This window comes from Streptomyces sp. M41, from assembly GCF_043673425.1.
GTDB lineage: Bacteria > Actinomycetota > Actinomycetes > Streptomycetales > Streptomycetaceae > Streptomyces.
In genome coordinates this window covers 122,096-147,721 of the sequence record NZ_JBIMKE010000006.1, presented here as the reverse complement: position 1 = coordinate 147,721, position 25,626 = coordinate 122,096, and the positions used below count along the sequence as shown (strand labels likewise).

At 71.4% G+C, this 25,626-nt stretch carries 20 protein-coding genes; 11 read left to right on the top strand and 9 right to left on the bottom strand.

Annotation, left to right across the window (positions count from 1 at the left end; genetic code table 11):
* Positions 1-251 precede the first annotated feature (251 nt).
* The gene (locus ACHBTE_RS10795; RefSeq protein WP_394723418.1) at positions 252-2,051 is read right to left on the bottom strand and encodes an ABC transporter ATP-binding protein; all 1,800 of its coding nucleotides are present in this window, start codon (positions 2,049-2,051) and stop codon (positions 252-254) included.
* Positions 2,048-3,934: an ABC transporter ATP-binding protein gene (locus ACHBTE_RS10790; RefSeq protein WP_394723417.1), complete on the bottom strand. Its 1,887-nt coding sequence runs from the start codon at positions 3,932-3,934 to the stop codon at positions 2,048-2,050. Before ACHBTE_RS10790 ends, ACHBTE_RS10795 begins: the two co-directional genes overlap by 4 nt.
* Positions 3,935-4,295: 361 nt before the next feature.
* Here ACHBTE_RS10790 and ACHBTE_RS10785 point away from each other — a divergent pair, with 361 nt between their 5' ends.
* Positions 4,296-5,087 carry a L,D-transpeptidase family protein gene (locus ACHBTE_RS10785; protein ID WP_394723416.1) on the top strand — a complete coding sequence of 264 codons (792 nt, stop codon included), beginning with the start codon at positions 4,296-4,298 and terminating at the stop codon, positions 5,085-5,087.
* A 52-nt stretch (positions 5,088-5,139) separates the two neighbouring features.
* Here ACHBTE_RS10785 and ACHBTE_RS10780 read toward each other — a convergent pair whose 3' ends face one another.
* The 3 genes from ACHBTE_RS10780 to ACHBTE_RS10770 form a co-directional block, all read right to left on the bottom strand.
* Complete coding sequence (locus ACHBTE_RS10780) at positions 5,140-9,546, bottom strand: trypsin-like peptidase domain-containing protein (RefSeq protein ID WP_394723415.1); 4,407 nt, start codon at positions 9,544-9,546, stop codon at positions 5,140-5,142.
* A gap of 12 nt (positions 9,547-9,558) precedes the next feature.
* A complete protein-coding gene (locus ACHBTE_RS10775) occupies positions 9,559-9,915 on the bottom strand; it encodes a CU044_2847 family protein (protein WP_394723414.1) in 357 nt (118 codons plus the stop codon).
* A gap of 189 nt (positions 9,916-10,104) precedes the next feature.
* The gene (locus tag ACHBTE_RS10770; RefSeq protein WP_394723413.1) at positions 10,105-10,554 is read right to left on the bottom strand and encodes a MarR family winged helix-turn-helix transcriptional regulator; all 450 of its coding nucleotides are present in this window, start codon (positions 10,552-10,554) and stop codon (positions 10,105-10,107) included.
* Positions 10,555-10,697: 143 nt separating this feature from the next.
* On the opposite strand from ACHBTE_RS10770, the gene ACHBTE_RS10765 reads away from it, so the two are divergent.
* Together ACHBTE_RS10765 and mltG are read left to right on the top strand one after the other, a co-directional pair.
* Entirely contained in the window at positions 10,698-12,530 is a 1,833-nt protein-coding gene (locus ACHBTE_RS10765; RefSeq protein ID WP_394723412.1) for an ABC transporter ATP-binding protein, read from the top strand.
* Between the two features lie 43 nt (positions 12,531-12,573).
* Positions 12,574-13,428 carry an endolytic transglycosylase MltG gene (gene mltG / locus ACHBTE_RS10760; RefSeq protein WP_394723411.1) on the top strand — a complete coding sequence of 285 codons (855 nt, stop codon included), beginning with the start codon at positions 12,574-12,576 and terminating at the stop codon, positions 13,426-13,428.
* 137 nt (positions 13,429-13,565) lie between these two features.
* On the opposite strand, the gene ACHBTE_RS10755 is transcribed toward mltG, so the two are convergent.
* Positions 13,566-14,660 carry an NAD(P)-binding domain-containing protein gene (locus ACHBTE_RS10755; protein WP_394723410.1) on the bottom strand — a complete coding sequence of 365 codons (1,095 nt, stop codon included), beginning with the start codon at positions 14,658-14,660 and terminating at the stop codon, positions 13,566-13,568.
* Positions 14,661-14,826: 166 nt separating this feature from the next.
* Between ACHBTE_RS10755 and ACHBTE_RS10750 the strand changes: the two genes are divergently transcribed.
* The 3 genes from ACHBTE_RS10750 (at position 14,827) to dapE (ending at position 18,037) form a co-directional block, all read left to right on the top strand.
* Positions 14,827-15,249, top strand: a complete 423-nt coding sequence (locus tag ACHBTE_RS10750) for a secondary thiamine-phosphate synthase enzyme YjbQ (RefSeq protein WP_394723409.1) — start codon at positions 14,827-14,829, stop codon at positions 15,247-15,249.
* Between the two features lie 263 nt (positions 15,250-15,512).
* Positions 15,513-16,979 carry an amino acid permease gene (locus ACHBTE_RS10745; RefSeq protein WP_394723407.1) on the top strand — a complete coding sequence of 489 codons (1,467 nt, stop codon included), beginning with the start codon at positions 15,513-15,515 and terminating at the stop codon, positions 16,977-16,979.
* Positions 16,976-18,037, top strand: a complete 1,062-nt coding sequence (dapE, locus tag ACHBTE_RS10740) for a succinyl-diaminopimelate desuccinylase (protein WP_394723406.1) — start codon at positions 16,976-16,978, stop codon at positions 18,035-18,037. The genes ACHBTE_RS10745 and dapE overlap by 4 nt, the downstream gene beginning before the upstream one ends.
* A 107-nt stretch (positions 18,038-18,144) precedes the next feature.
* Here the strand turns inward: dapE and ACHBTE_RS10735 are convergent, their stop codons facing one another.
* On the bottom strand, positions 18,145-19,725 hold the full coding sequence (locus tag ACHBTE_RS10735) for a PucR family transcriptional regulator (RefSeq protein ID WP_394723405.1): 1,581 nt from the start codon (positions 19,723-19,725) through the stop codon (positions 18,145-18,147).
* A 161-nt stretch (positions 19,726-19,886) separates the two neighbouring features.
* Here ACHBTE_RS10735 and ACHBTE_RS10730 point away from each other — a divergent pair, with 161 nt between their 5' ends.
* Together ACHBTE_RS10730 and menC are read left to right on the top strand one after the other, a co-directional pair.
* Complete coding sequence (locus tag ACHBTE_RS10730) at positions 19,887-20,804, top strand: chorismate synthase (protein ID WP_394723404.1); 918 nt, start codon at positions 19,887-19,889, stop codon at positions 20,802-20,804.
* Entirely contained in the window at positions 20,801-21,916 is a 1,116-nt protein-coding gene (menC, locus tag ACHBTE_RS10725; protein WP_394723403.1) for an o-succinylbenzoate synthase, read from the top strand. The genes ACHBTE_RS10730 and menC overlap by 4 nt, the downstream gene beginning before the upstream one ends.
* 31 nt (positions 21,917-21,947) lie before the next feature.
* On the opposite strand, the gene ACHBTE_RS10720 is transcribed toward menC, so the two are convergent.
* Positions 21,948-22,496: a hypothetical protein gene (locus ACHBTE_RS10720; protein ID WP_394723402.1), complete on the bottom strand. Its 549-nt coding sequence runs from the start codon at positions 22,494-22,496 to the stop codon at positions 21,948-21,950.
* A gap of 541 nt (positions 22,497-23,037) precedes the next feature.
* Here ACHBTE_RS10720 and ACHBTE_RS10715 point away from each other — a divergent pair.
* A complete protein-coding gene (locus ACHBTE_RS10715) occupies positions 23,038-23,436 on the top strand; it encodes a hypothetical protein (RefSeq protein WP_394723400.1) in 399 nt (132 codons plus the stop codon).
* Here the strand turns inward: ACHBTE_RS10715 and ACHBTE_RS10710 are convergent.
* On the bottom strand, positions 23,405-23,893 hold the full coding sequence (locus ACHBTE_RS10710) for a bifunctional DNA primase/polymerase (protein ID WP_394723399.1): 489 nt from the start codon (positions 23,891-23,893) through the stop codon (positions 23,405-23,407). The two genes, ACHBTE_RS10715 and ACHBTE_RS10710, sit on opposite strands and share 32 nt — an antisense overlap.
* Positions 23,894-24,212: 319 nt before the next feature.
* Here ACHBTE_RS10710 and ACHBTE_RS10705 point away from each other — a divergent pair, with 319 nt between their 5' ends.
* Both ACHBTE_RS10705 and ACHBTE_RS10700 read left to right on the top strand, forming a co-directional pair.
* A complete protein-coding gene (locus ACHBTE_RS10705) occupies positions 24,213-24,812 on the top strand; it encodes a DUF998 domain-containing protein (protein WP_394723397.1) in 600 nt (199 codons plus the stop codon).
* A 55-nt stretch (positions 24,813-24,867) separates the two neighbouring features.
* Positions 24,868-25,617 (top strand): DUF1775 domain-containing protein, encoded by a 750-nt coding sequence (locus tag ACHBTE_RS10700; RefSeq protein ID WP_394723396.1) that lies wholly within the window; start codon positions 24,868-24,870, stop codon positions 25,615-25,617.
* Positions 25,618-25,626 lie beyond the last annotated feature (9 nt).

The window sequence follows — 25,626 nt, the reverse complement described above, 5'->3', positions numbered from 1 at the left end:
GTGCCCCGGCGACATGGCACGGAGGCCGGTTATCCGCAACCCCGCCCGCTTGCAGTACTTGCAGTACCAGCGACCTTGCGTCCCCCGGCGACGGCACGGGTCCCACCCGGGGTCCCCGAGCCCGTCGCCCGCCCCCTCGACCGGGCGGGAAGGCGGGAGGCGGGAAGGCGGGAGGGGGTGAGGCCGGGTGGGCGGCAGGGTGCGACCAGCCGACCGTCATCGACCCACCCACTCCCCCCCCCACGGGTCACTCACCCGTGCCAGGACCGCCACAGCGCCGCGTACGCGCCGCCGGCGGACACCAGGTCGTCGTGGCTGCCCAGCTCGCTGATCCGGCCGTTCTCCACGACGGCGATGACATCGGCATCGTGGGCGGTGTGGAGGCGGTGGGCGATGGCGACCACGGTGCGGCCGTCGAGGACGCGGGCGAGGGACCGTTCCAGATGGCGGGCCGCGCGTGGGTCGAGGAGCGAGGTCGCCTCGTCCAGGACCAGCGTGTGCGGGTCGGCCAGTACCAGACGGGCCAGCGCGATCTGCTGGGCCTGGGCCGGGGTGAGCGCGAACCCGCCCGATCCGACCTCCGTGTCGAGACCGTCGTCGAGCGCACGGGCCCACGCGTCCGCGTCGACCGCGCCCAGCGCCGCCCACAGCTCGGCGTCGCTCGCGTCGGTGCGGGCGAGGAGCAGGTTGTCGCGAAGGGAGCCGACGAACACATGGTGCTCCTGGTTGACCAGGGCCACGTGCGAGCGGACGCGCTCGGCGGTCATGCGGGACAGTTCGGCGCCGCCGAGGGTGATCCGGCCCTCGCGGGGCGCATAGATGCCGGCGAGCAATCGGCCCAGCGTGGACTTGCCCGCCCCCGACGGGCCGACCAGCGCCAGCCGGGTGCCGGGCGAGACCTCCAGGGAGACCTTGCGCAAGACGTCCACACCCTCCAGGTAGCCGAAGTGCACCCGGTCGGCTTGCACGTCGTGGCCCTCGGGTGTCAGCCGGCTGTCCCCGGCCTCGGGCTCGATGTCCCGGACCCCGACCAGCCGGGCCAGCGACACCTGGGCCACCTGGAGCTCGTCGTACCAGCGAAGGATGAGTCCGACCGGGTCCACGAGCATCTGCGCGATCAGCGCGCCCGTCGTGAGCTGACCGACTCCGATCCAGCCCTTCAGGACGAACACCCCGCCGATCATCAGTACGGAGGAAAGGACGGTCACATGGGTGATGTTGATGACCGGGAAGAGCACCGACCGCAGCCACAGCGTGTAGCGCTCCCAGGCCGTCCACTGCTTGATCCGCAGCTCGGACAGCTCCACCCGGCGGTCACCGAGGCGGTGGGCCTCGACGGTGTGGCCGGCGTCCACGGTCTCGGCGAGCGCGGCGGCCACGGAGGCGTATCCGGCGGCCTCCGAGCGGTAAGCGGCGGGCGCCCGCTTGAAGTACCAGCGGCAGCCGGCCACCAGCAGCGGCACGGCCACCAGCACGGCCGCGGCGAGCGGTGGCGCGGTGACGACGAGGCCGCCCAGCAGCAGGACCGCCCACACCACACCGATGGCCAGCTGGGGCACCGCCTCGCGCATCGCGTTGGCCAGCCGGTCGATGTCGGTCGTGATCCGGGAGAGCAGGTCGCCGGTGCCGGCTCGTTCCAGGACGCCGGGAGGCAGCCCGACCGACCGGACGAGGAAGTCCTCGCGCAGGTCGGCCAGCATCCGCTCACCGAGCATCGCGCCGCGCAGCCGGACCTGCCGTACGAACACGGCTTGGACGACGAGAGCGGCCACGAACAGGGCGACGGTGAGCTCCAGATGGAGGTCCTGCGAGCCGACCCCTCCGCCGTCGATGTCCGAGACCCGTTCCACGAGCCCGCCGAGCAGCCAGGGTCCAACCATCGAGGCCACCACGGCGACAGTGTTGACGATGATCAGCAGCAGGAAGGCACGGCGGTGCCGACGGAACAGCTCGATCACGTAGGCGCGTACGGTGGCGGGGGCGCCGACCGGCAGGGTGTTCGCCGTCGTCGGGGCCGCCGGGTCGTACGCCGGTGGCGCCACGCCGATCATGCTGATTCCTCGATTTCTTCCAGTTCCTTCAGTTCGTCGAGCTCGTCCAGTTCGTCGAGCTCGTCCAGTTCTCCGAGCTCATTGAGCTCACTCAGCCCCTTCGGCGCGCTCGGGTACTTCGGTGCTTCGTCGCGCGGCGCGGTCTCCTCCTCCTCGGTCTCCCGGGTCACGACGGCCCGGTACCGCGGTTCGCCGTGCACGAGTTCCCGGTGCACGCCTGTCGCCGCGACCTTGCCCTCGTGGACGAGTACGACCCGTTCGGCGCGGTCCAGGAGCAGCGGGGAGGAAGTGAACACCACGGTCGTGCGCCCCCTTCGCAGGTTCTGCACACCGCGTGCGATCCGTGCCTCCGTGTGCGAGTCGACCGCCGACGTCGGCTCGTCCAGGACGAGCACCTCCGGGTCGGTGATCAGCGACCGGGCGAGTGCGAGCCGCTGGCGCTGGCCGCCGGACAGGGACCGGCCGCGTTCGGTGACGCGCACCTCCATCGGGTCGTCGGTGTCGAGCGAACCCTGGGACAGCGCGGCGAGGACGTCCTCGCACTGCGCAGCGGCCAACGCCTGCTCGGCATCGACGGCACCCGACCGGGGCACGTCGAGGAGTTCGCGCAGCGTGCCGGAGAGGAGTACCGGGTCCTTGTCCTGCACGAGGACGGCCGTACGCGCCCGGTCCAGTGGCAACTCGTCCAGCGGGACGCCGCCCAGCAGCACCGAAGTACCCTCCTGCGTGGCGTGTCCGCCGAGCCGTTCGGCCAGTCGTCCGGCCGCGTCGGGGTCGCCGCAGACCACGGCGGTGAGGCGGCCGGAGGGGGCGAGCAGACCGGTCGCCGGGTCGTACAGATCACCGGACGGCAGGTCGGCGGCCTCGCGTGATCCCTCGATGTTCGTGGGCCGCTCCAGAGCCAGCACGCGGGCAGCCCGTCGCGCCGAGGGGCGCGAGAAGGAGTAGGCCATCGCGATCTCTTCGAAGTGCCGCAACGGGTAGGTGAGGATCATGATCGAGCTGTAGACGGTGACCAGTTCGCCGATGGTGACCCGGCCCTGGCGGGCCAGATGGACGCCGTACCAGACCACCGCGATGAGCAACAGCCCCGGCATCAGTACCTGGATCGCGGAGATCAGGGCCCACATCCGGGCGCTGCGCACGGCCGCGTGGCGCACCTCCTGGGAGGCGCTGCGATAGCGGTCGAGGAAGAGTTCCTCACCGCCGATGCCGCGCAGGACACGCAGGCCGGCGACGGTGTCCGAGGCCAGTTCGGTGGCGCGGCCGGCCTTCTCGCGCTGGAAGTCGGCCCGTCTGGTCGCCCGGGGCAGCAGCGGCAGCACGGCGATCGCCAGCACGGGCAGACCCACGGCGACGATCACACCGAGCGCCGGCTGGTAGACGACCAGACCGATGGTGACCAGTACGAGGGTGAGCGCCGCCGCCATGAACCGTGACCAGGCCTCGACGAACCAGCCGATCTTCTCGACGTCACCGGTGGAGACGGCCACGACCTCACCGGCAGCGACGCGTCGGGTCAGAGCCGAGCCCAGCTGCGCCGCCTTGCGGGCCAGTACCTGCTGGACGCGGGCGGCTGCCGTGATCCAGTTGGTGACGGCGGTGCGGTGCAGGAAGGTGTCGCCGAGCGCGTTTCCGGCGCAGCACAGGAGCAACAGGCCGCCTGCCAGGGCGAGTTGCTCACCGGAGCGGTCGACGACGGCCTGTACGGCGACGCCTACGCAGAACGGCAGCGCGGAGACGGACAGGAAGTGCAACAGCCCCCAGGCCAGGGACTTCAGCTGCCCGTCCAGCTGGTTCCGGAAGAGCCACCACAGGAATCGGGGACCCGAACGTGCGTCCGGCACGCCTGGGTCGGGATATGGAAGGTCTTGGATCTGCATGACGTCCCAGTGGCTCGTGTCAGTTGAGGGATGAGGGATGAAGGAGAGGGGGTCGGCTGCCTGGTGTGCGGGAGGAGCGTGCGCGGTACGGACGGTCTGCGGTACGACGGTGCGCGGAACGGACGGTGCGCGGAACGGACGTGCACGGCGGCAGCAAACCGTGACAGGTTCGCGTCGCAGCGTGTCCGGACGCAAACGGTTTTTCGGTGCGCCGCACAGATCCGGCTCCCGGGCCGGGACCGTGCGGCATATGTCCGGTTGGCTACCCCGGCCCGGGCGAACGGCCCGGCGCGGTACCGGCCGGTGGCCGATCCCGCTGTCGCTACGGCCGCGGCCCCTGGTGCGGTGCGACCATGGGGCGATGCGCAACGGCGGCGGGGTACGACCGGCCACGGTCGCGACGGTGGCCCTCACAACCTTCCTGACGGCTCTCACGGCTCTCACGGCTCTCACGGCACTGACCGCCTGCGGCGGCGGCGAGCGCGACGGTACCGGGCGGGGCGGCGGTGGCGCGGGCGTCGGCAGGAGCGCGCGCACGAGCCCGGCCGTCCCCGAGGATCCGACCCACATCCCGGGCCTGTCCGACCGCTGGCAGCGCCGTATCCCCTCCGATTCCCGGCAGGTCGTCGCCGTCTACGGCCATGCCAAGGACTCCCCGAACGCCACCGTCGTGCTCTACACCAAGGATGGCTCCACCGGGGACGGCTCCGCCTGGGTCCGCGTCCGCAGCTGGCCCGCGCACAACGGCAAGAAGGGCTGGACCACGGACCACCGCGAGGGCGACAACCGCAGTCCCGTCGGCGTATTCACGTTGAGCGACGCGGGCGGCGTACTGAAGAACCCCGGGTCGAGGCTGCCGTACACGAGGTCGGCCGCCTTCGCGCCGCGCCGGTGGGCGAAGTCGCACTGGCACGACTTCGATTACGTCATCGCCATCGACTACAACCGCGTCAGGGGCACCCCGCCCAATGATCCCAGCCGCCCCCAGGGTGCGGCCAAGGGTGGCGGGATCTGGCTGCACATGGACCACGGCAGCGGCACCTCGGCCTGCGTCAGTCTGTCCGAATCGGCGATGAGGTACCTGCTGCGCACGCTCGATCCCGGGCGCCGTCCCGTCGTGGTGATGGGGGATCGGGCGGGCCTGCGGCACTAAGGGGCGGCGGCGTTCAAGAGCGGCCTTCATGGGCTGCGTTCATGGGCTGCGTTCATGAGCACGTGTTCCGGTACCGCATCGACGGGATGAAGGATTCCCATTCGAGCTTGTCGAGTCCTTCTCCCGTCAGCGCGCACGCCAGTTCCGTCGGCTCGTCGCGCGCGTCCGCGATGGCCCCCACGTTCCACAACCGCACCACACCGTCCGCGCCGCCGGTGACAAGGGTCCGGGTGTCGGGAGAGAAGGCCATGGTGAGGACGGTGCCCTTGTGGCCGGTCGCGGGCGGGCCGCTGAGGTTGAGCGGGCCGTCCTTGCCGGGCGACCAGATCACGACCGTGCCATCGGTCGCCCCGGTGGCGGCCGTCGAGCCGTCGGGGGAGAAGGCGATGGCGGAGATCGCCGTGCCGTGTCCCTTGACCGGGAGCCCGATCCGGCGCCGTTCCTCATGGGCACCCTCGATCTCCCACAGCGTCAGCGCGCCGGACGGGCTGCCGACGGCGAGTATCCGTCCCGCCGGATGGAACTCAAGCGCCGAACCGACGTTTCCCGGGCCGGGCAGTTCATGGGCACCGCTGCCCGGCATGGGCCCCGAGTCGCCGACCGGCCACAACTGCACACTCGCTCCCACCAGGTCGCCGCGCTCACGCACCACCTGGGAGAACGGCTGATGCGGCGCGATCCGCGCCATGGTGTCGGTCTGCCGGCTGAACGCCACACGGGCGACGAACTGGGGATAGACCGTGCCCATCGTGAGGGGGATCGTGGGCGAGCCGGTGCGCCAACGCACCACATAGGCGGCGTCCGAGATGTGCAGCGTCCGGCCGTCGGGGGTGAAGCTGAGCGCGGTGACCCGGCCGAGAGTCGCCCTGGGGGCCGCGGTACGACGCATTGGCCGTCGCACGTCGCTGACGTCCCAAAGCTGGACCGTGCCGCCGTCTCCCCCGACCGCCAGTCCTCCGCCGTCCGGGCGGAACGCCAGGGCGCTCACCCCGCCCTTGACGCCCGCACGGAAGGAGGAGACCCGCACGGCGTGCTCCGGCGCGGCGATGTCCCAGCAGTCGACCCAGCCGCCTTCGCGCGCCGTCATCAGCACGCGTCCGTCCGCCCGCAGGGCCAGGGAGGGGGAGCGGGAGGGCAGCTTGCCGCCGAGGGGTTGCGGCAGACCTGGCCGGCGGAGATTCCAGACCGTCACATAGCCCCCCGACGAACCGCCGTGCTGCACCATGAGGCGCCTGCCGTCCGGCGCGAAGCGGATCGCGACGGCGCCGCTCTCGTGGGGTGAGGGGAACCCGTCGACGCGCCGGGCCCGGGACCTGTCGGTGATGTCCCAGAGCACGGCGCTGCCGTCGTCACCGGCGGTCGCCAGCGTCCGGCCGTCGGGTGCGAAGACCGCCGTGGAGCGGGCGTCGGGCAGCGTCTGGAGCAGCCTGGGCCGTCCCGGATCGGCCACGTCCCACAGGACCACGCCACCGCCCGCAGCCGCCGCGAGGGTCTTGCCGTCCGGGCTGAAGGACACCTGGGAGATCTCGTACGGATCGGTGTACGCCTCGGTCTTGAGCGGCGGCAGCCGCAGGCGTGCCACCTCGTGCCGGGGCGCCGCGACGGTCCACAGGACGACCGATCGCTCGACGGCCGCCGCGATGAACCGGCCGTCGGGTGAGATCCCGGGACGGGCGGCCCACGGGGCGGTCTCGTCCGCTCGGGGTTCGGGCCGCACCCGCACCGGCGCGCCCATCGCCGTCGGCCGGGAAGGCCGGGAGACATCCCAGAGGGACACGGTGCCGTCCAAGTGGCTCAGTACGAGCCGGCTGCCGTCCGCGCCGAACTCCGCACCGGTCGTCTGCGCGTCCGTACCGAACGCCGGCGGCACGGCTGCTCCCTCGACTCCCTCGGCTCCCTCAGTTCCCTCGACTCTCTCCGCTTCCTCGACGTCCTGAGCACCCACGGCATGTACCCGTACCGCCCGCATGCCCTCGTCGAACGTGGCCAGCCGCCGCCCGTCCTGGCTGAGGGCGGCTGCCGTACCGATGTCGCGCCGCTGGAGTGCCCGGCCGGGACCCGTCCCGCCGAGGGCGTACGTGGTCAGGCGCTCGCCGTCGGCTCGGTCCCTGGGGGCGCCGACCAGGAACCGGTCGCCGTCGTCGCCCGTGAACCCCATGCCCTTGCCCGAGAAGGTCGCGGCGAGCCGCGTGGTGTTGAGCGTGTTGACCAGGCTCGCGCGCACCTTGCCGGTGCTGCGCAGTCGATCGGCGGCCATGCCCAGTTGAAGGGCGAGCCGCGGATCGCTCTCCCGCAGCCGCTCGGCCTGAGCCGCGAGTCCCTCCGTGGTGGCGATCAGACCGCGCTCCTGCATCTCCTCCTTCGCCTGTTGCTCGCGATCGGCGTAGTCGACGGCGAAGGCCGAGGCGACCATCAGGCCGGCGGTCATCAGGGACAGCACCGTGCCGACGGTGCGGCGGATACGGCGACTGCGCTGCTCGCGCTTCTTGTGGTGGTCGTCGCTGAGCCGGAGGAACTCACTGACGAGCGGAGGGAAGGCGCGCTTGCCCGCGGCCCAGTCGAGTGCGGCGTTCAGGTCGGAGCGCTGAAGGAAATCATCGGCATTGTCCGTCGCCTTCCAGATCCGCTGTTGTGACTCGACCCGGCGAAGCCAGGCGTCGAACGGGGCGTCCCGTTCCACCCACTTGCTCAAGTTGTCCCATGTGGTGATGAGGTAGTCATGGACCAGCTCGACCATGGGCCGGCCCTGGTACCTGCCTTCCGCCGGGGTGTGCGTGATGACGAGCCGATGGCGGGCCAGCACGGCCAGGACCTCGTCGAAGGACGAGTCGGCGGTCAGATCCCTCAGTTCCTCCACCGAGCGGATCTGCCGGGTGTCAGGGGTCTGTTCCGTTTCGTCGTGACGGACCAGGGCGCTGAGGATGCGCTCGGCCACGGCCCGCCGACCGGGGCCGAGTTCCTGAAAGGCCCGTTCGTACCATCGCTCCAGGCTCCCGCCGAACCTGCCGATCCGGCCGTACGCGTCGTCGGTGAGCCGATTGCCGCTCCGGTTCTCCCACAGCAGCGTCAGGGTCTTCTCCAGCAGAGGCAGCAGCGAGACATCGGCTCTGCCGTTCCGGGCGAGGCGTGGACGCGTGGTCAGTGCCTCGGTGACGATCGCTTCCGGCAGTCCCTCCTCGAAGCGGAGGCCGACGCTGTGGGCGGGCCGGGTCACGATGTCCCGCAACTCCGCGGCCTTGAGCGTGGGGAAGAGATCGATCTGCCCCTGCTTGACGGCTTGCAGCAGGTCCGGCGCGAGAGCGTGCAGTCGGTGGTAGAAGTCGACGCGCATGACCAGCAGCACGACGACGGGCTCGTACGAGTTGATGACCTCGGTGATGTGCTGGAGGGCGTCGGCGGCGTGCGGGAGCGGATCGGCACGGGCACTGGCACCGGCACTGGCACCGGCCGAGGTGAGCAGTTCCTCGAACTGGTCGAAGACGAGCAGCAGCCTGACGCCGCCCTCCCGGCCCGCCAGCAGTCGGCGTACGGCTGCGAGCAGTCCGCTGTCCCGGACGCCGGCAAGACCGTCCCGTTCCAGGTCACCGGCCCAGTCCCGGCCGGTGCGCGCGGTGCAGGTCAGCCAGCTTCTGGGCAGCTGGGGGAGGACGCCGGCCTGCACCAGGGACGACTTGCCGGAACCGGAGGGACCTTGCAGCAGGACGCCGCGGTGCCGCCGCAACTTCTCCAGTACCTCGTCCCTTGCCTCGTCACGGCCGTGGAACAAGTGGCTGTGCCTGGTCTCGAAGGGCTCGAGGTCCAGATAGGGGCAGAGGTCCTGTCCGGCGAGTTCGGGGCAGGCGGCGCGAAGCGTCTCACCGGGTGTCACATACGCGACGTTCACGCCTCGTTGATGGCGATCGGGGGCGGTGATCTCGGTGACCATGCCGATCACGAGCCCGGATTCCTCGTCCCAGACCGGTCCGCCACTGAAGCCCTGAGTCAGGGTGTTCGCGCTGTCCAGTTGCAGAAGCCTGTGTCCGGCGGCGGTGAGGTAGCGCTGCACGACGCCGGTTCCGTGGTGACCGTCGGCAGGCGCCTGGGCCGGAAAGCCGAACGAACCCACCGGCTGCCCCTCGAAGCCCTCGGCCGACCCGACCGCGAGCAGCGGAATGCCGGGAGGCGCCGGGTGCAGCCGGAGGACGGCGATGTCCTCGCCGTTCGGGTCTCGCCACGGCTCGGCGAGGACCGTCCCGACCGCGTACGGCGCGTTCGCGGCCTGGGCGAAACGGACCCTGACCTCGTCGCCGGGACCGTGCCCCGCTGCTTCGACGACGTGCGCGCAGGTGAGCAGCAGACCGTCACCGGCCAGGAAACCCGAACCGGCCACGGCCCCGTCGGGTGCGAGAACCTGCGCTACGGCGGCCTCGGGATTGGGATTCCGCCGCGCCGGCGGTCCGCCGTCCCGTTCCGTCTGCATGACGGATCCGCCTCAGCTCGCGCCCTGGTCGGCATGTGCGGTGCCGTTCCAGGCCATGGTCACCTTCAGATGGCAACCCGCCTCGCTCTTGGCGATCACGGCCCCGGCCTGGGCGGCGAGGTTCACCCCGAACTCCACCGTGACGGCGTCCGGCCCGGCCCGCCGAAGCTGCTCCAGGACGGCCCGGGCCATGTCGGTCACGGGCCCCATCGCCGTTTGCAGGGTCTGCGGCAGTTCACGGACGGCGTCCGCCACGCGGCCCGCCTTGACGGGCCCGTGCGGGTCGGCCGGCACGTCGGCCGGGTCGACCTGGAACAGAATCGAACCGCCGCCCTCCAGTGGGACCAGCACCACAGCCGGTGTCAGCACATGTCCTCCCCCACGCATGCTCGTTCGCTCAACGTAGCCGAACGGACACATGCCGGGAGGCCAAGTCGGCTTATTGGGAAGGGGGGTTGACGTGCCCGGCCGAGCCGGCGCATGCGCATGGAAGGAAGCCTCGACGGCCGGCGGTCCTCCCGACGCCTCGACGGTCGGCCGTCCCGCCGGAGGCGTCGCTCAGCAGCGCCGCTCACCGCCCCCGTCGATCAACGTGTCCAGCAACTCGCCCAGCACCGCGCGCTGTGCGTCCGTCAGCGGCGCCAGGATCTCCTCCGCGGCCGACCGCCTGGCGCCGTGCAGCTCCCGCAGGGCCATGCGGCCGTCGTCGGTGAGCTCGATGCGGATCACCCGCCGGTTCGTGGGATCCGGCACCCGCCGCACCTTCCCGCTCGCCTCCAGCCCGTCGACCAGCGTCGTCACGGCACGCGGGACCACTTCCAGGCGCTCGGCGAGATCGGCCATCCGAGGCGGTGAGCCGTAGTGCGCGAGCGTGCGCAGCAGGCGGGACTGAGCCGGAGTGACGCCCAGGCCGCACTCATGCAGGTGCCGCTTCTGGATCCGGTGCACCCGGCGGGTGAAACGCAGCAGCTGCTCGGCGAGCGGGCCTTCGGGGTCGGGGCTGGTCATGCGGGAACAATATCAGGGCACTGTTCATTGTGAACATAGGTAACAATGAGCTAAGCTCCATGAGCCCTTTTCGTTACACCTCCCGTATCCGTCACCTCCCGTACCCGTCACCTCCCGTACTTCGATACCACCCGTAGGAGCCCATGCGCCCCGATCAAGAACCCACCTGGACGCCGCCGGTCGCTGCCTCCCCGCAGCCCCGGCAGGTGCGCCGCATCCTGCGGCTCTTCCGCCCCTACCGGGGCCGCCTCGCCGTCGTCGGTCTGCTCGTCGGCGCCTCGTCGCTGGTCGGTGTCGCCACGCCGTTCCTGCTCAAGGCGATCCTCGACGTGGCGATCCCCGAGGGCCGCACCGGCCTGCTCAGTCTGCTCGCGCTCGGCATGATCCTCAGCGCCGTCCTCACCAGCGTCTTCGGCGTGCTCCAGACCCTGATCTCCACCACGGTCGGCCAGCGCGTCATGCACGACCTGCGCACCGCCGTCTACGGCCGCCTTCAGCGCATGTCGCTCGCCTTCTTCACCCGCACCCGCACCGGCGAGGTCCAGTCCCGCATCGCCAACGACATCGGCGGCATGCAGGCCACCGTCACCTCCACCGCGACCTCTCTGGTCTCCAACCTGACGAGCGTCGTCGCCACGATCGTCGCGATGATCGCGCTCGACTGGCGGCTGACCGTCGTCTCGCTGGTCCTGCTGCCGGTGTTCGTCTGGATCAGCCGTCGCGTCGGCAACGAACGCAAGAAGATCACCACCGAGCGTCAGAAACAGATGGCCGCGATGGCCGCCACCGTCACCGAGTCGCTCTCGGTCAGCGGCATTCTGCTCGGCCGCACCATGGGCCGCTCGGACTCGCTGACCAGGGCGTTCGCCGACGAGTCCGAGCGGCTGGTCGATCTCGAGGTGCGGTCCAGCATGGCCGGCCGCTGGCGCATGGCCGTCATCTCCATCGTCATGGCCGCCATGCCCGCTGTCATCTACTGGACCGCGGGCCTGGCCCTGCGGCACGGCGGCCCGCAGATTTCCATCGGCACGCTGGTGGCCTTCGTCTCGCTCCAGCAGGGACTATTCCGCCCGGCCGTCAGCCTCCTGTCGACCGGCGTGCAGATCCAGACCTCACTCGCCCTCTTCCAGCGCATCTTCGAGTACCTCGACCTGCCCGTCGACATCACCGAGCGGGAGAACCCGGTCCGTCTCGACGCCGTCAAGGGCGAGGTCCGCTTCGAGAACGTCGAGTTCCGCTACGACAGCGGGGACGGCGGCGACGGCAAGAGCGGCGGCAGTCGCGGCCCCGTCCTCGACGGCGTCGACCTCAACGTCCCGGCCGGCGGCAGCCTCGCGGTCGTCGGCCCGACCGGCGCCGGGAAGTCCACTCTGGGCCATCTCGTGCCGCGTCTGTACGACGTGACGGGTGGCCGGGTCACCCTCGACGGGGTCGACGTGCGCGACCTCGACTTCGACACCCTCGCCCGCGCGGTCGGTGTCGTCTCGCAGGAGACGTACCTCTTCCACGCCTCCGTCGCCGACAATCTGCGCTTCGCCAAGCCGGACGCCACCGACGACGAGTTGCGCGCGGCGGCCGAGGCGGCCCAGATCCACGATCACATCGCCGCCCTGCCCGACGGATACGACACGGTCGTCGGCGAACGCGGCCACCGCTTCTCCGGTGGTGAGAAGCAGCGCCTGGCCATCGCCCGAACCATCCTGCGCGATCCGCCGGTGCTCATCCTCGACGAGGCGACCAGCGCCCTGGACACCCGTACCGAACACGCCGTCCAGCAGGCCATCGACGCCCTGTCCGCCGATCGCACCACCCTCACCATCGCGCACCGCCTGTCCACCGTGCGCGGTGCCGACCAGATCGTCGTCCTCGACGCGGGGCGGGTGGCCGAGCGGGGGACGCACGAGGAGCTGTTGGAGCGGGACGGACGCTATGCGGCACTGGTCCGACGGGACGCCCAACTGGAGCCGACGGGGTGACGTTATGCCGGGTTTGTAACCATGTGGGGGTTACCGTTCCCGCATGTACTTCAACACTCCGTCACGGAGAACGATCCGACTGACGCGCCGGGGCCGTATCGCTCTCATCGCCGCCGGTGCCGCCCTGGCCGGTGCCGCCGTGGCGGTGCCGCTGCTGAGCGGGGGCGAGGAGGAGGCCGCGAGGCCCACCTCCCTGGTGATCCCGGAGGGCTGGCGCGCGAGCCAGGTCTACGCCGCCGTCGACAAGGCTCTGGCCCTGCGGCCCGGCAGCACCAAGAAATCCCTGGAGAAGCTCGACCTCAAGCTGCCCGAGGACGCCGAGGGCAACCCCGAGGGCTATCTGTTCCCGGCGACGTATCCGCTCGAACGGGACGGCAAGAAGGCGACGCCGGACACCTTGCTGTCGGCCATGGTCGACACCGCCAACAAGAAGTTCAGCGGGGCCCCGATCGCCGCCGGTGCGCAGCGCAACGCCTTGAACGTCTATCAGGCGGTCACCATCGCGAGCATCGTCCAGGCCGAGGCGGCCGACAAGGCCGACATGGGCAAGGTGGCGCGGGTCGTCTTCAACCGGCTCGAACGCGGTATGCCGCTCCAGATGGACTCCACCATCAACTACGCGCTCAACCGCTCCACGCTCAGGACGACCGACGCCGACACGCGGATCGAGAGCCCCTACAACTCGTACCAGCGCATGGGGTTGCCGCCCACGCCGATCGCCAATCCCGGCGAGGACGCGATGCGCGCCGCGATCAGCCCGGCAGCGGGTGACTGGCTCTACTTCGTCACGGTCAAGCCCGGTGACACCCGCTTCACGGCCGACTACGCGGAACACCAGCGCAATGTCGCCGAGTTCAACGCCCAGCAGAAGTCCGCGAGGCCGCAGCCGACGAAGTGAGCCGACGCGGCGTCGTGATCGGATCGTTCAGCGGGCGGGCTGCGGAACGGCGCCGCCCGCCGACAGCCCGGGCCGACGTATCCGGTCCCGTCCCGCTCCACACGCCGCCCGGACCGTGACGTATCCCGTCCGGCTCGTCACGCCGCCACCGGCTCCTGGGACAGCAACCGCCTGATGTCCCGTACGGCCGCGCGGCCGGCCCGGTTGGCGCCGATCGTGCTTGCGGACGGCCCGTAACCGACGAGGTGGACACGGGCGTCGGCGACCGCACGCGTGCCCTCCACCCGGATTCCGCCGCCCGGCTCACGCAGCCGCAGCGGAGCCAGATGGTCGATGGCGGGGCGGAACCCGGTCGCCCACAGGATGACATCGGCGTCCACGTGCCGACCGTCCCTCCACTCCACGCCGGTCGGCGTGATCCGGTCGAACATGGGCTGCCGGTCCAGCACGCCGTCCGCCAGCCCCTGCCGTACGGCGTCGTTCAGCGGCAGACCGGTGACCGAGACCACGCTCCTCGGCGGCAGCCCCTGCCGGACCCGCTCCTCGACGAGCGCGACCGCTGCCCGGCCCACTTCCTCGGTGAAGGGACCCTCGCGGAACACGGGTGGGCGTCGGGTGACCCAGGTCGTCGCGGCAGCGTACGGGGCGATCTCCAGCAGATGCTGGGTTCCGGAGGCACCGCCGCCCACGACGACAACGCGCTGCCCGGCGAACGCCTCCGGCCCAGGGTACTGGGCGGTGTGCAACTGCCGCCCCCGGAACGTCTCCTGGCCCGCATAGCGCGGCCAGAACGGCCGGTCCCAGGTGCCGGTCGCGTTGATCAGCGCCCGCGTCGACCAGGTACCGGCCGAGGTCTCCACGAGCAGCCGCCCGTCCAGCCCCTCTCGTACGGTACGCACCTCCACGGGCCGCCGGACCCGCAGGTCGAAGGTCCGCTCGTAGCGGTCGAAGTATCCGGCGATCACCTCGGACGACGGCTGCTCGGCGGCGGCGCCGGTCAGTTCCATACCGGGCAGCGCGTGCATCCCGTGCACCTTGCCGTACGTCAGCGACGGCCACCGGAACTGCCAGGCACCGCCCGGGCCGGGAGAGTGGTCCAGCACCACGAAGTCACGGCCCGGCTCGAAACCGGTGCGCCGCAGGTGATAGGCGCTGGAGAGACCGGCCTGGCCGGCCCCTATGACGACCACGTCGACGTACTCGGCCACCTCGGACACCTGGGTATCGTTCACGCTTCCACCAACAGTCGCGGGGGCGTGGATCTTCCCCCGCTGCCGTACGGAGGCAGCGTGGGCGTGGACACAGGCGTCTCACGATACGGATCCGAATGTCACGATGCGGTTCACCGTCGCGCCCGGCCGAGGTGTGAAGTCGAGGGCATGGGTGAGTATGGAGGGCATGTCAGACGCCTTCACCACCCGAGTTCTGAACGTCGCCTCCGGCTCCTCGGAGCGGGTCGTGGACCTCACCCGCGACTGCGAGGGCTTTCTGCGGGACGTCGCCGGGGGCCGCGACGGCCTCCTGAACATCTTCGTGCCGCACGCCACGGCCGGCATCGCGATCATCGAAACGGGCGCCGGCAGTGACGACGACCTCCTGGCCGCCCTCCACACCCTGCTGCCCGCCGACGACCGCTGGCAGCACCGCCATGGCAGCCCCGGCCACGGCCGCGACCACGTCCTTCCGGCGTTCGTCCCGCCCCACGCGACCTTGCCGGTGCTGGACGGCCGGCTGGAGCTCGGGACCTGGCAGTCGGTGTGCCTCGTGGACACGAACAAGGACAATCCTCGTCGGCAGGTGCGGTTGTCGTTCCTTGCGTGACGGGGGCGCCGACTGTAGGTCTGAAGTCCGGCCGTACCAAACGGGTCCGGCTCTCTGCAGTCCACCCGTAGCCGGCACCGTGCGATGCGGCATCCGTGAGGCGATCGACCGTCATCGGATGTACTTCCCGAGCGCATCGCCCCGGGGCATTGGCCAGAAGGCCAAAGCGGCCCTCACTGTCTTGGTCGACACGCACACCCCTCCCCACCTCGCCGTTCCGCATCATCAAGGGCCGGAACGGCAGCTGTGAGAGGAGTGGGCGCGTGGACACTGTTCAGACGAGACCGCAAAGCCCCGCGGGTGAGGTCAGGACTGCGAGCAGGCTGATGCGGCGGCGGGATGTCGCCCATCTGGTTGCCGAGGCCCGTGGGGGTGAGCTGCGTCGGACGATGGGGCTCACACAGCTCACCCTGCTCAGCGTGGGCGCCACCCTCGGCACCGGAATCTTCGTCGTCCTCGGCCAGGCGGTGCCCGAGGCGGGCCCCGCCGTCGTGGTCTCCTTCGTGCTCGCCGGGATCACGGCACTGTTCTCCGCCTTGTCCTACGCCGAGCTGGCGGGCATGATCCCGGGCGCCGGAAGCTCGTACAGCTATGCCTACGCCACACTCGGCGAGCTGGTCGCCTGGGTGTGTGGCTGGTGTCTGGTGCTGGAGTACGGCGTCTCGGTCGCCGCCGTCGCGGTGGGCTGGGGACAGTACCTGAACGAACTGCTGGAGCTCACCGTCGGCTGGACGCTGCCCGAGTCGCTGGCCGCCCCGCCCGGCGTCGGCGGAGTGCTGAACGTGCCGGCCGCCGCGATCGTCGTCCTCGCCATGGTGGTGCTGCTGCGCGGGGCCCGCGAGAGCGCCGTCGTCAACACGATCATGGTGGCAGTGAAGGTGGCCGCACTGGTGCTGTTCTGCGCCGTCGCCTTCACCGCGTTTCGCGCGGGGAACTTCCAGCCGCTGTTCCCGCTGGGCATGGCGGGCGTGAGCGCGGGCGCCGCCTCCCTGTTCTTCTCGTACATCGGCTTCGACGCCGCGTCGACGGCCGGAGAGGAGGCCAAGAACCCGCAGCGTGACCTGCCGCGCGCCATCCTCCTTTCCCTCGGGCTCATCACCGCGCTGTACTGCGCGGTGGCGATCGCGGCGGTCGGCGCGATGCCGTGGCAGAAGTTCGCCGGTACCGAGGCCACTCTCAGCGAGGTGCTGGTCCGCTCGGTCGGCGGCGGCGACCTGTGGCCGATCCTGCTGTCCGTCGGCGCGGTCGTCGCCACCACGAGTGTCGTCCTCGCCGTGCAGTACGGGCAGACCCGCATTCTGTTCTCGATGGCGCGCGACGGGCTGGTGCCGCCACTGTTCGCCAAGGTCCACCCGAAGACCGGGGTACCTCGCGCCAACACGGTCATCGTGTCCGTGTTCGTCATGGTGCTCGCCGCACTGGTGCCGCTGGGCGCGCTCGCGGACGCCACCAGCATCGGCACCCTGTTCGCGTTCGCGCTGGTCAACTGCGCCGTGCTGATCCTGCGCCGGCGCAGCCCCGAAGCGCCGCGCGGCTTCCGGGTACCGCTCGCGCCGGTGACCTGCGTGCTGGGCGTGCTGTGCTGCGGCTATGTGATGTGGGGGCTGGGCACCGACACCTGGGTCGCGTTCGGCCTGTGGATGGCGGTCGGGTCCGCGCTCTACGCGCTCTACGGCATCAAGCACTCCCGGCTGGGCCGGCCCGCTCCGCAGGAGGAGACCGTCGTATGACCTCGCTGAACCCGACCGGCGACCTGGTGGACCTCGCCCGGGCCCTGGTGGACACCCCTTCCGAAAGCGGCGACGAGGCCATTCTCGCCGACGCCGTGGAGTCCGCCCTGCGCGCCTGCGCGCATCTCACGGTCGAACGCATCGGCAACTCCCTCGTGGCCCGCACCGACTCGGGCCGTGCCGAGCGGGTGGTCATCGGCGGTCACCTGGACACCGTCCCGGCAGCCGGCAACCTGCCGTCCCGGATGGACGGAGAGCTGCTCCACGGGCTCGGCGCGTGCGACATGAAGGGCGGCGTCGCCGTCGCCCTGCGCCTCGCGGCCACCCTCACCGCACCGGTACGCGACGTCACGTACGTCTTCTACGAGTGCGAGGAGGTGTCCGGTGACCGCAATGGCCTGAACCGTATCGCTGGAGAACGACCCGACCTGCTCAAGGCGGACCTCGCGATCCTCATGGAGCCGTCCGGCGCGGGCGTCGAGGCGGGCTGCCAGGGCGTCCTGAACGCGGACATCACGGTTCGCGGCGAGCGCGCGCACACCGCCCGCTCCTGGAAGGGCGTAAACGCCGCGCACCGAGCGGCGGCCGTGCTCCAGCGCCTGGACCACCACACCGCCGAGCGGATCCTCATCGACGGCCTGGAGTACCGCGAAGGGCTGAACGCGGTCGCCGTCCGCGCGGGCATCGCCGAGAACGTCGTCCCCGACACGTGCGTGATCACGGTCAACCTGCGCTTCGCGCCCAGCCGTTCGGCCGAGCAGGCCGAGGCGTATCTGCGTGGACTCTTCCCCGAGTACGAGGTCGAGGTCACCGAGGTCGTGCCAGGAGCCCTGCCCGGGCTCGGGCGGGGCCCGATCGCCTCGCTCGTCGAGGTGCTGGGTACGAGCCCCCGGCCCAAGCTGGGCTGGACCGACGTCGCCCGCTTTGCCGCGCTCGGCACGCCCGCGCTCAACTACGGCCCCGGCGACCCGACTCTCGCGCATACCGCCGGGGAGTACGTGCCCGTGGACCAGCTGCGGAAGTGCGAGGCCCAGCTCGCGGGCTGGCTGAGCGACTGAACTCCACGGCGGCGCAGTGCGCCAGGTTGGTGGACGGCACGTGCCACCGACCGTCGCATCCCATGACGCCGACCGGTGAACCCACCCAGGGCCTGCGGCGGGTGGGTTCACCGGTGGGGGCCCCGCAGGCCCCCGAGCGTCCGCAGCTGCAGCCACAGCACCAACCGCTCGTCCGGGTCGTCCAGATCGATGCCGAGGTGCTGCTGAATCTGCCTGAGGCGGTACCGGCAGGTGTTGGGGTGCACGGCGAGCAGCTTCGCCGCCCGCGCCATCTCGCATCCGGCGTCCAGCCAGCACAGCAGGGTCCTGGCGTAGTCGGTACCCTGCTCGGCGTCGTACTCCAGCACCTCCCGCCAGGCGCCGGCCGTCAGGTCCCGCTGTCCTCCCATGACTTCACGGAGACGGAGCAGGGTGACCCGGGCGCGGACCTCGGCAACGGCGGCGACGTCCTCGTCCGGCCCGAGTACCCGCAGGACGATGTCGGCGTCGTCGCGTGAGCCGCGTACTGCCGCCAGGTCCGCGGCCACGTCGCCCAGTCCGGCCCGTACCGGCATCCGCAGCGCCTGACCGGCGCGCCGCACGATGTCCTCGACGAACTGCCTGTGCCGCTCCCCGCCGTGCTCACCGACGACCGGCAGCAGGGCGTACACCGCCCCGTCCACCAGCACGCACGCGTGCCACCCGTACCGCGCCTGGCACTGGAGCCGTACCAGGTCCAGCAGCCGCAGCGCGGTCTGTTCTCCGTCGGGCGCGGACGCCGCGCCGTCGAGGGCGAAGGCCGCGACACGAACCGGTGAGCCGGGCGCGAGGCCGAGGCGGTGCGTGGCGCCGGCGGGGTCGACGGTGCCGTCGAGGAGACGCCGCAACAGGTCGCTCGTCAGATGCCGGGACAGTTCCTCGCTCGCCCGTGCCCGCAGCAGGAGCAGGGCGGCCGTGGACGCGCCCCGGATGAGAGCCTCCTCGGCATCGGGGCCGAGCCGCCCGTCGTCGACAGCCCACACCGACCCGAGCGTCTCGCCGCCCGCGCGGATGGCGACAGCGAGCCGCGGCAGTTCGTCACCGTCGAGTGCGGCGAGACGTACCGGTCCGGGTGCGGCGAACAGGACGCGGTACTGCTCGGTGTTCCCGGGGCTGCTCGGCACCTGCCGGCCCAGGATGCCCTGCCGCCGGGCCTCGTCGACGGCCTGTCCGGGGACGGTGGAGTAGGCCAGGATTTGCTGGCGGGCGTCCTCGACGACGGTCGCGCCGCCCACGGCCGCGGCCACCGCGTTGGCGAGCGCGAACAGGTCCCCGAAAGCGGCCGTGTCGCCCGCAGGGCCGGGCCGGGAACCGCTCGCGGACGCCAGGAGAAGATGGACGTGGTGCCAGGCGGCTTCCTCGTCGATGGCGAGCAGCGCGAGGCCGTGGGCCTTCGCAGCCGCCACCGCGTCGGGCTGCCCTTCTCGGTCCCGGACCACCAACCCGGCCATCCCGGCTGCCGCTGCATCGCGGGCCAGAGGCCCGATGTCACCCGCTCGCGCCCCGACCGCCAGCAGCAGGGCGCCGGGCGCGCTACGCGGAAACGGGGCCCCGGCGTCGTACAGAAGGATCTCCGAGACGGGCGCCGTGAGGTCGGCCGGGGCGGCGAGCACGCGGAACATGGGTTCGCCGAGGGTGTCGAGCAGTTCCTCGAAAGTGCAGGCGTCCACGGGCGGGGCGGGCTCCTTCGATGAGGGCGGTCAAACAGGGACGATTGGCGTTTTATCCCGAGGTGGCAGCTGAGGGCTTTGGTCGATCGCAATACAGTTGCGGGACCTCATTGTGCCTGACGCCAATGGCCGACGGCTCGTGGCCTTGGAGACTCAAGGTCATGACACCTGTGACGAACTCCGCCGCCGGGTCTGCTTCGGCGGACGATATGCCGCCCGGTGAAGCAGCCCGCATCGCCCGGGAGGGCGTAGCCGAGGGCGCGGCCCGTGCCGCCGGGGTCACGGTCCGTACCGTGCACGACGTGGCCGGTATCCGTGCCGTGGCCGACTTCTTCGCCGATGTGTGGCAGGCGCCACGCGACACCCCGCCCTATCCCTCGGAGGTGCTGCACAGCCTGGTGCACGCCGGTGGCGCGGTGCACGCGGCGTACTCCGCCGGGCCGTGGGGCGAACGGCTCACCGGGGCGGCGGTGGCGGTGTTCGGGCCGCCCGCCGAGCTGGACGCGTACTCGTTCGTGGCCGCGGCGAGCGCGTCGGGCCGTGGTGTCGGCCTCGCGGTCAAGCAGGCGCAGCGGCTGTGGGCCCTGGAACGGGGTGCCACCACGATGCGCTGGACCTTCGACCCGCTGGTCAGCCGCAACGCCCGCTTCAACCTGGTCAAGCTGGGCGCCGTCGGCAGTGAGTACCTGGTCGACTTCTACGGCCCGATGAGCGACGGCGTGAACAGCGGCGACGAGAGCGACCGGCTGACCGTCGCGTGGGACTTGGTGAGCGGAACCGCGCGAAAGGACGACCCGGCCGAGGGCCGCCTCGCCGCCGACGTCGTTCGCCGGGCACCGGACGGGGGCCCGCTCGCCCTGCGCGACGCCGACAGGCTGTGGTGCCGCGTGCCCGAGGACATCGTCGCGCTCCGCGCCGCTGATGCGGCGCTCGCGCTCGACTGGCGGCACGCCGTGCGCGAAGTCTTCACGGAGGCGTACGCCGAGGGCCTGCGCGCGACGGCCATGTCCCGCGACGGCTGGTACCTGCTGACTCGCCCGTCCCCCGATCTCCCAGCTGCTTCCGAGGAGCCGAAGTGAAGCTCGAACGCGTGGAACTACTCCATGTCGCCATCCCGCTCGTCACCCCGTTTCGTACCTCCTTCGGGACGATGACCACCAAGGACACCTTCCTGCTGCACGTGGTGACCGACGAGGCCGAGGGCTGGTCCGAGTTCGCCGCCGACCCGCAGCCGCTGTACTGCTCGGAGTTCGTCGCCGGCGCCGAGACCGTCATCCGGGACTTCCTGCTGCCCCGCGTCGCCGCCCTGCCTGAGCCGACGACCGCGGCCGTCGCCCCCGCCCTGGCCGCCGTCAAGGGCCACGAACTCGCCAAGGCAGTCCTGGAAACCGCCCTCCTGGACGCCGAACTGCGCGCCTACGGGATGTCCCTCGCGACCTTTCTCGGCTCGGTTCACGAATGGGTGCCCGCCGGCGTCTCGGTCGGCATCAAGGACTCGGTGCCCGAACTGCTCGACGACGTCGAGCGGTACCTCGACGAGGGCTACCTCCGCATCAAGCTGAAGATCGAACCGGGCTGGGACGTCGAGCCGGTGCGCGCCGTACGCGACCGCTTCGGTGGCGAGCTCCCGCTCCAGGTCGACGCCAACACCGCCTACACGCTCGCCGATGCCGAGCACCTGCGGAAACTCGACGACTTCGGGCTACTGCTGATCGAGGAGCCGCTGGAGGAGAACAACCTCCACGCCCATGCCCAGCTCCAGAAGCGTCTGGCCACTCCGGTCTGCCTCGACGAGTCGATCCACTCCGCGCGCGACGCGGCGTCCGCGATCGCGATGGACGCCTGCCGGGTCGTCAACGTCAAGCCGGCCCGCGTCGGCGGCTATCCGGAAGCCCGTCGCGTCCACGACGTGGCCGCCGCCCACGGCGTGCCGGTGTGGTGCGGCGGCATGCTGGAGACGGGCATCGGCCGCGCCCCCAACCTGGCGCTCGCCGCCCTCCCGGGCTTCACCCTGCCCGGCGACACCTCTGCCTCCAGCCGCTACTTCGCCGAGGACATCACCGAACCGTTCGTCCTTCAGAGCGGCCACCTACCAGTACCAACCGCCCCTGGCATCGGCGTCGACCCCCTGCCGGACGCGCTTGCCCGGTTCACGACGGGAGCCCGGGAGTTGTACGCGGGACGGAAGTGATCAGGCGACGGCCTTGACGGGGCGCCGCCGCTCACCCACGCGCCACGCACTGGCGCACCACCTGCGGACCCTCGGTCTCCGCGTCCTGCGGTGGCGTCGGGCTCTGTGCGGTCGGTGCCGGGTGGCCCTGGAGGCGGGACAGTTCGTCGGCGCAGCGCTGGAGGGCCATTTCCAGGACGTCCGGCATGGTCAGGGTGCCGGTGCCGTCCGGTGGGACGAGCCAGCGCAGGGTGCCCCAACGGCAGTGCGGTGCGGGGGCGGTGATCCATGTCCCCGCACCGAGGAGGCGCACGCCGGTGCCGATCCACACGGTCTGCGGCTCCGGTGGCAGCAGGAAGCCCACATGACGCCGTCTCGTGTCCAGCAGACAGGGCCCGGGTTCGAGCAGCGGCAGTTCCTCCAGCAGGTCGGCCACGCGCAGACCGAGCTGTTCCGGCACGATCAGCACGTCCCAGAACCGCCCGGCCGCCAGCAGCGTGACCCCGCTGCTGCCGTTCTGCCACTCCTGCTTGCAGGCTCCCGGGTCCTGTGACGCCGCCGCCAGCCACTCCATTGACTTCGTCCACTCCGTGAGTGCCATGAGGAGCCTCCTTGTGGTGCGCAGCCGGACGAGGGTGCGGACCGGTTCAGGGTTCGTTGGCGCCCTCAGTGCACCGGCTGCCGGGGGCCGGGGCCATCCGCCGGGAGCTCAATTCCCCGTATGGGGCGAGCGCCCGCGCATCAAACCGGCAGATATATGCAGCGCGTGCGCCCCCGGGCGCCCCCATGGCTCACCAGTCGTCGACGTCGTACAGGGCTCCCGACACGTACGGGTCATATCGTCGACGTCGCGACGACGACGGTGCCGGTGGCGGGCTCGCCTCGCGCAGTGCGGCGCACCACGGGCAGTCGTCGGTGTCGTCGCTGTCGCTTCGGACGTGGGAGATGGCAAGCATGTGCTCTCGTCCGTCGATGGAAACGGCTCCTGTCGTGTTCGAGGGCAGGGGTGGTGTCTGTTCGAGGGTGGGGCGGACAGAGCCGGCCGGGCGGCCATGGCTCCATCCGGGGGACGGACTCACCCGACCGGGTGGTGGCAGGGGCAATCGGCGTACCACCGGCGCACGCCTCGGCGTTGCTCCGGCATGGACAGCAGTGAGACGGCGCGGCGCGTACTCGGAGGCGAGGCCGCACCCATGTCGTACGGCGTACCGGTCACCGGCCTTCGGGGCCGGCCGTCGATCTACGCGGCGCTGGTCGCGGAGTGGCACGCCAAGGGGCGTGCCGTTCCGGGCCGGTGGGAGCCATCGCGGGGTCCCTTCGTCACCGGCGACGGCCATGCCGTCACCGCCTGGGCGGTGGGCCGGTGGAGCGGTCTGGCCCGGGCCGCCGACGCGGAAGCGGCGGAGGAACGGCATCCCGGGGACGCCGAGCCCGTACCGGCCGTCGTCATCCCGCGGGGCCTCCCCGGACCGGCGGGGCTGTGGGAGTGGACCATCGGCAGCGGGCGCGTCAGGGCATCCGCTCCACCCACGGCCGACTGACGCGCACCGGGGCGGCGGGCGCGCCGCAGGCCTCGCGCAGCGCCAACTCCACGACATCGGGGTTGTACAGGGCGCCGGTACCGTCGGGTGGCAGCAGCCACTCCAGTCGCCAGCCGGTGGACCGGTCGGGCGGAGGCACGGCGACCCAGGAGCCCCGGCCGACATGCCGTACGCCGGGGCCGACCCAGTCGGTGGCCGGGTCCGGCGGCAGGAAGAAGCCGACTCGGCGCGCCCCGCAGTTCACGAGGACCGGGCCGGACGCCCGCACCTGCATGCGTCTGAGGAGATCCACCGCGCTCAGTCCCAGATGCTCGGGAACGCTGAGCACGTCCCACAGCCGACCGGCCTCCAGCAGCACCGCGTCCGCCCCTTGATCCCACTGCTCCTTGCATGTCCGAGGATCCGTGGCGGCTGCGGCGAGCCACTCGACGGCCTGCTTCCCCATGGTGCGCTGCATGCGCCTACCCCCAGCACTCTCGGCCCTGCCGACCAGGTCGGGACCAGGTCGGAGCCATTCATGCTGGTGGATATTTCTATGTGCCGGAAGGGGTGGCGCAGCCTGGCGCAGGGTGGCGCTTCCGGTCGGTGTGTTCGATGTGTGCACGGCTGTTCGTCGCTGCCGCCTCGCCGGAGGGGCATCGATCCCGCCTGCTGGACGGGCGTCGATCCCACCGCGCGAGGGCGTCGATCCCAGCGCGTCGAGGGGCGGGACACCGGCCGCCTCGCCCTGCGTGTACCTGACGGGCCCGACGATGCGCCCGTCTTACGGTTGTTCGATGCAACTCGTGCCTAGATGGGCTTTGCTGTCGTCGGGATGCGCGCCGGTCGTGTTGATCGCCGGCTGGACGATCGCGGCGCTGCTCGAAGGGCCCGCCTACGACCCCGCCACCCAGACGATCAGCGTCCTCGCGGCCTACGGCGCCGCGGGCTTCTGGGTGATGAGCGGGGCGCTGGCCGCCCTCGGGATCTGCCATGTGCTCACCGCCTGGGGGCTGCGCCCGGCCGCGCTTCCCGGGCGGGTGGCACTGGCCGCCGGTGGGGTGGCGGCGGTCACGGTGGCCCTGATCCCGCCGCCGAGCAGCGGCGGGTCACTGCGCCACGGTTCGGCCGCCGCGGTCGGCTTCGCCCTCCTCGCCGTATGGCCTGTTCTGGCCGCCGATCGCCGGGGAGCCGCTCCGTGGGGGCTGCGGCCCGTGCCCGCCTTCACGGCGACCGGGCTGATGGTGTTCGGCGCCGCCTGGTTCATGCTCGAGATGCACCAGGGCGGAGCCGCCGGAGCCGCAGAACGCCTGGTGACGGCCATCCAGTCCGTGTGGCCCTTCGTGGTCGTCACCTCCTGCCAGCGCCGGCCCCCGCAGGCGAGCCCCTCGCCATGAGGCCGGCCCTGCGCTTGAATGCACCGACCACATCACCGGTACGAGGGAGTCGCACGTGCCCCGCCCCACCCTGCCCCGCGGCCTGCGCCGGACCGGCGCCCTGACCATGGTCGCGTTCGCCGCCTCCGTAACCCTGGCCGGTCCGGCTGCCGCGCACACCGAGGTCGAGGCGGAGGGCGCCCGGGCGCTCGACCAGAACGTCGCGCTGACCTTCACCGCCGAGTCCGAGTCGGGCACCGCCGGGATCAGCAAGCTGGAGGTGATCCTCCCCGAGGGCATCACCCCGCAGGACATCACCTACAAGAACGGCCCCCAGGGCTGGAAGCTCGCCCCCACCGGCCGCGGCTACACCGTCTCCGGACCGAAACTCCGGGTCGGCGAGGACGCCGAATACGTCGTCACCGTAAGGCAGTTGCCCGACGCCGAGACGCTGGTCTTCAAGACCCTCCAGACCTACGGCGACGGCCGTGTGGACCGCTGGATCGAACTGGACGAGGACAACGGCGGCGACGACCACGGACACGGTCACGGTCACCCCGCGCCCCAGCTCGCGCTGAAGCCCGCCGCACCCGGCGCGAAGGCCGTGAGCCCCACACCCACCGAGAAGCCGGAGTCCGCCACCCCGTCGACCGGCGCGCCGGCGAACTCGCCGAGCCCCTCGGCACCGTCGGCCGGGGCCTCGGCGGACGACGCCGCGGATGACGACAGCATCCCGGTCGCCCTCCCGATCGGCATCGGTGCGGCCGTCGTCGTGCTGGCCGCCGGCGCGTGGTGGTTCAGGAGCCGTCGCAGCGGATCTTCCTGAAAGGCACGC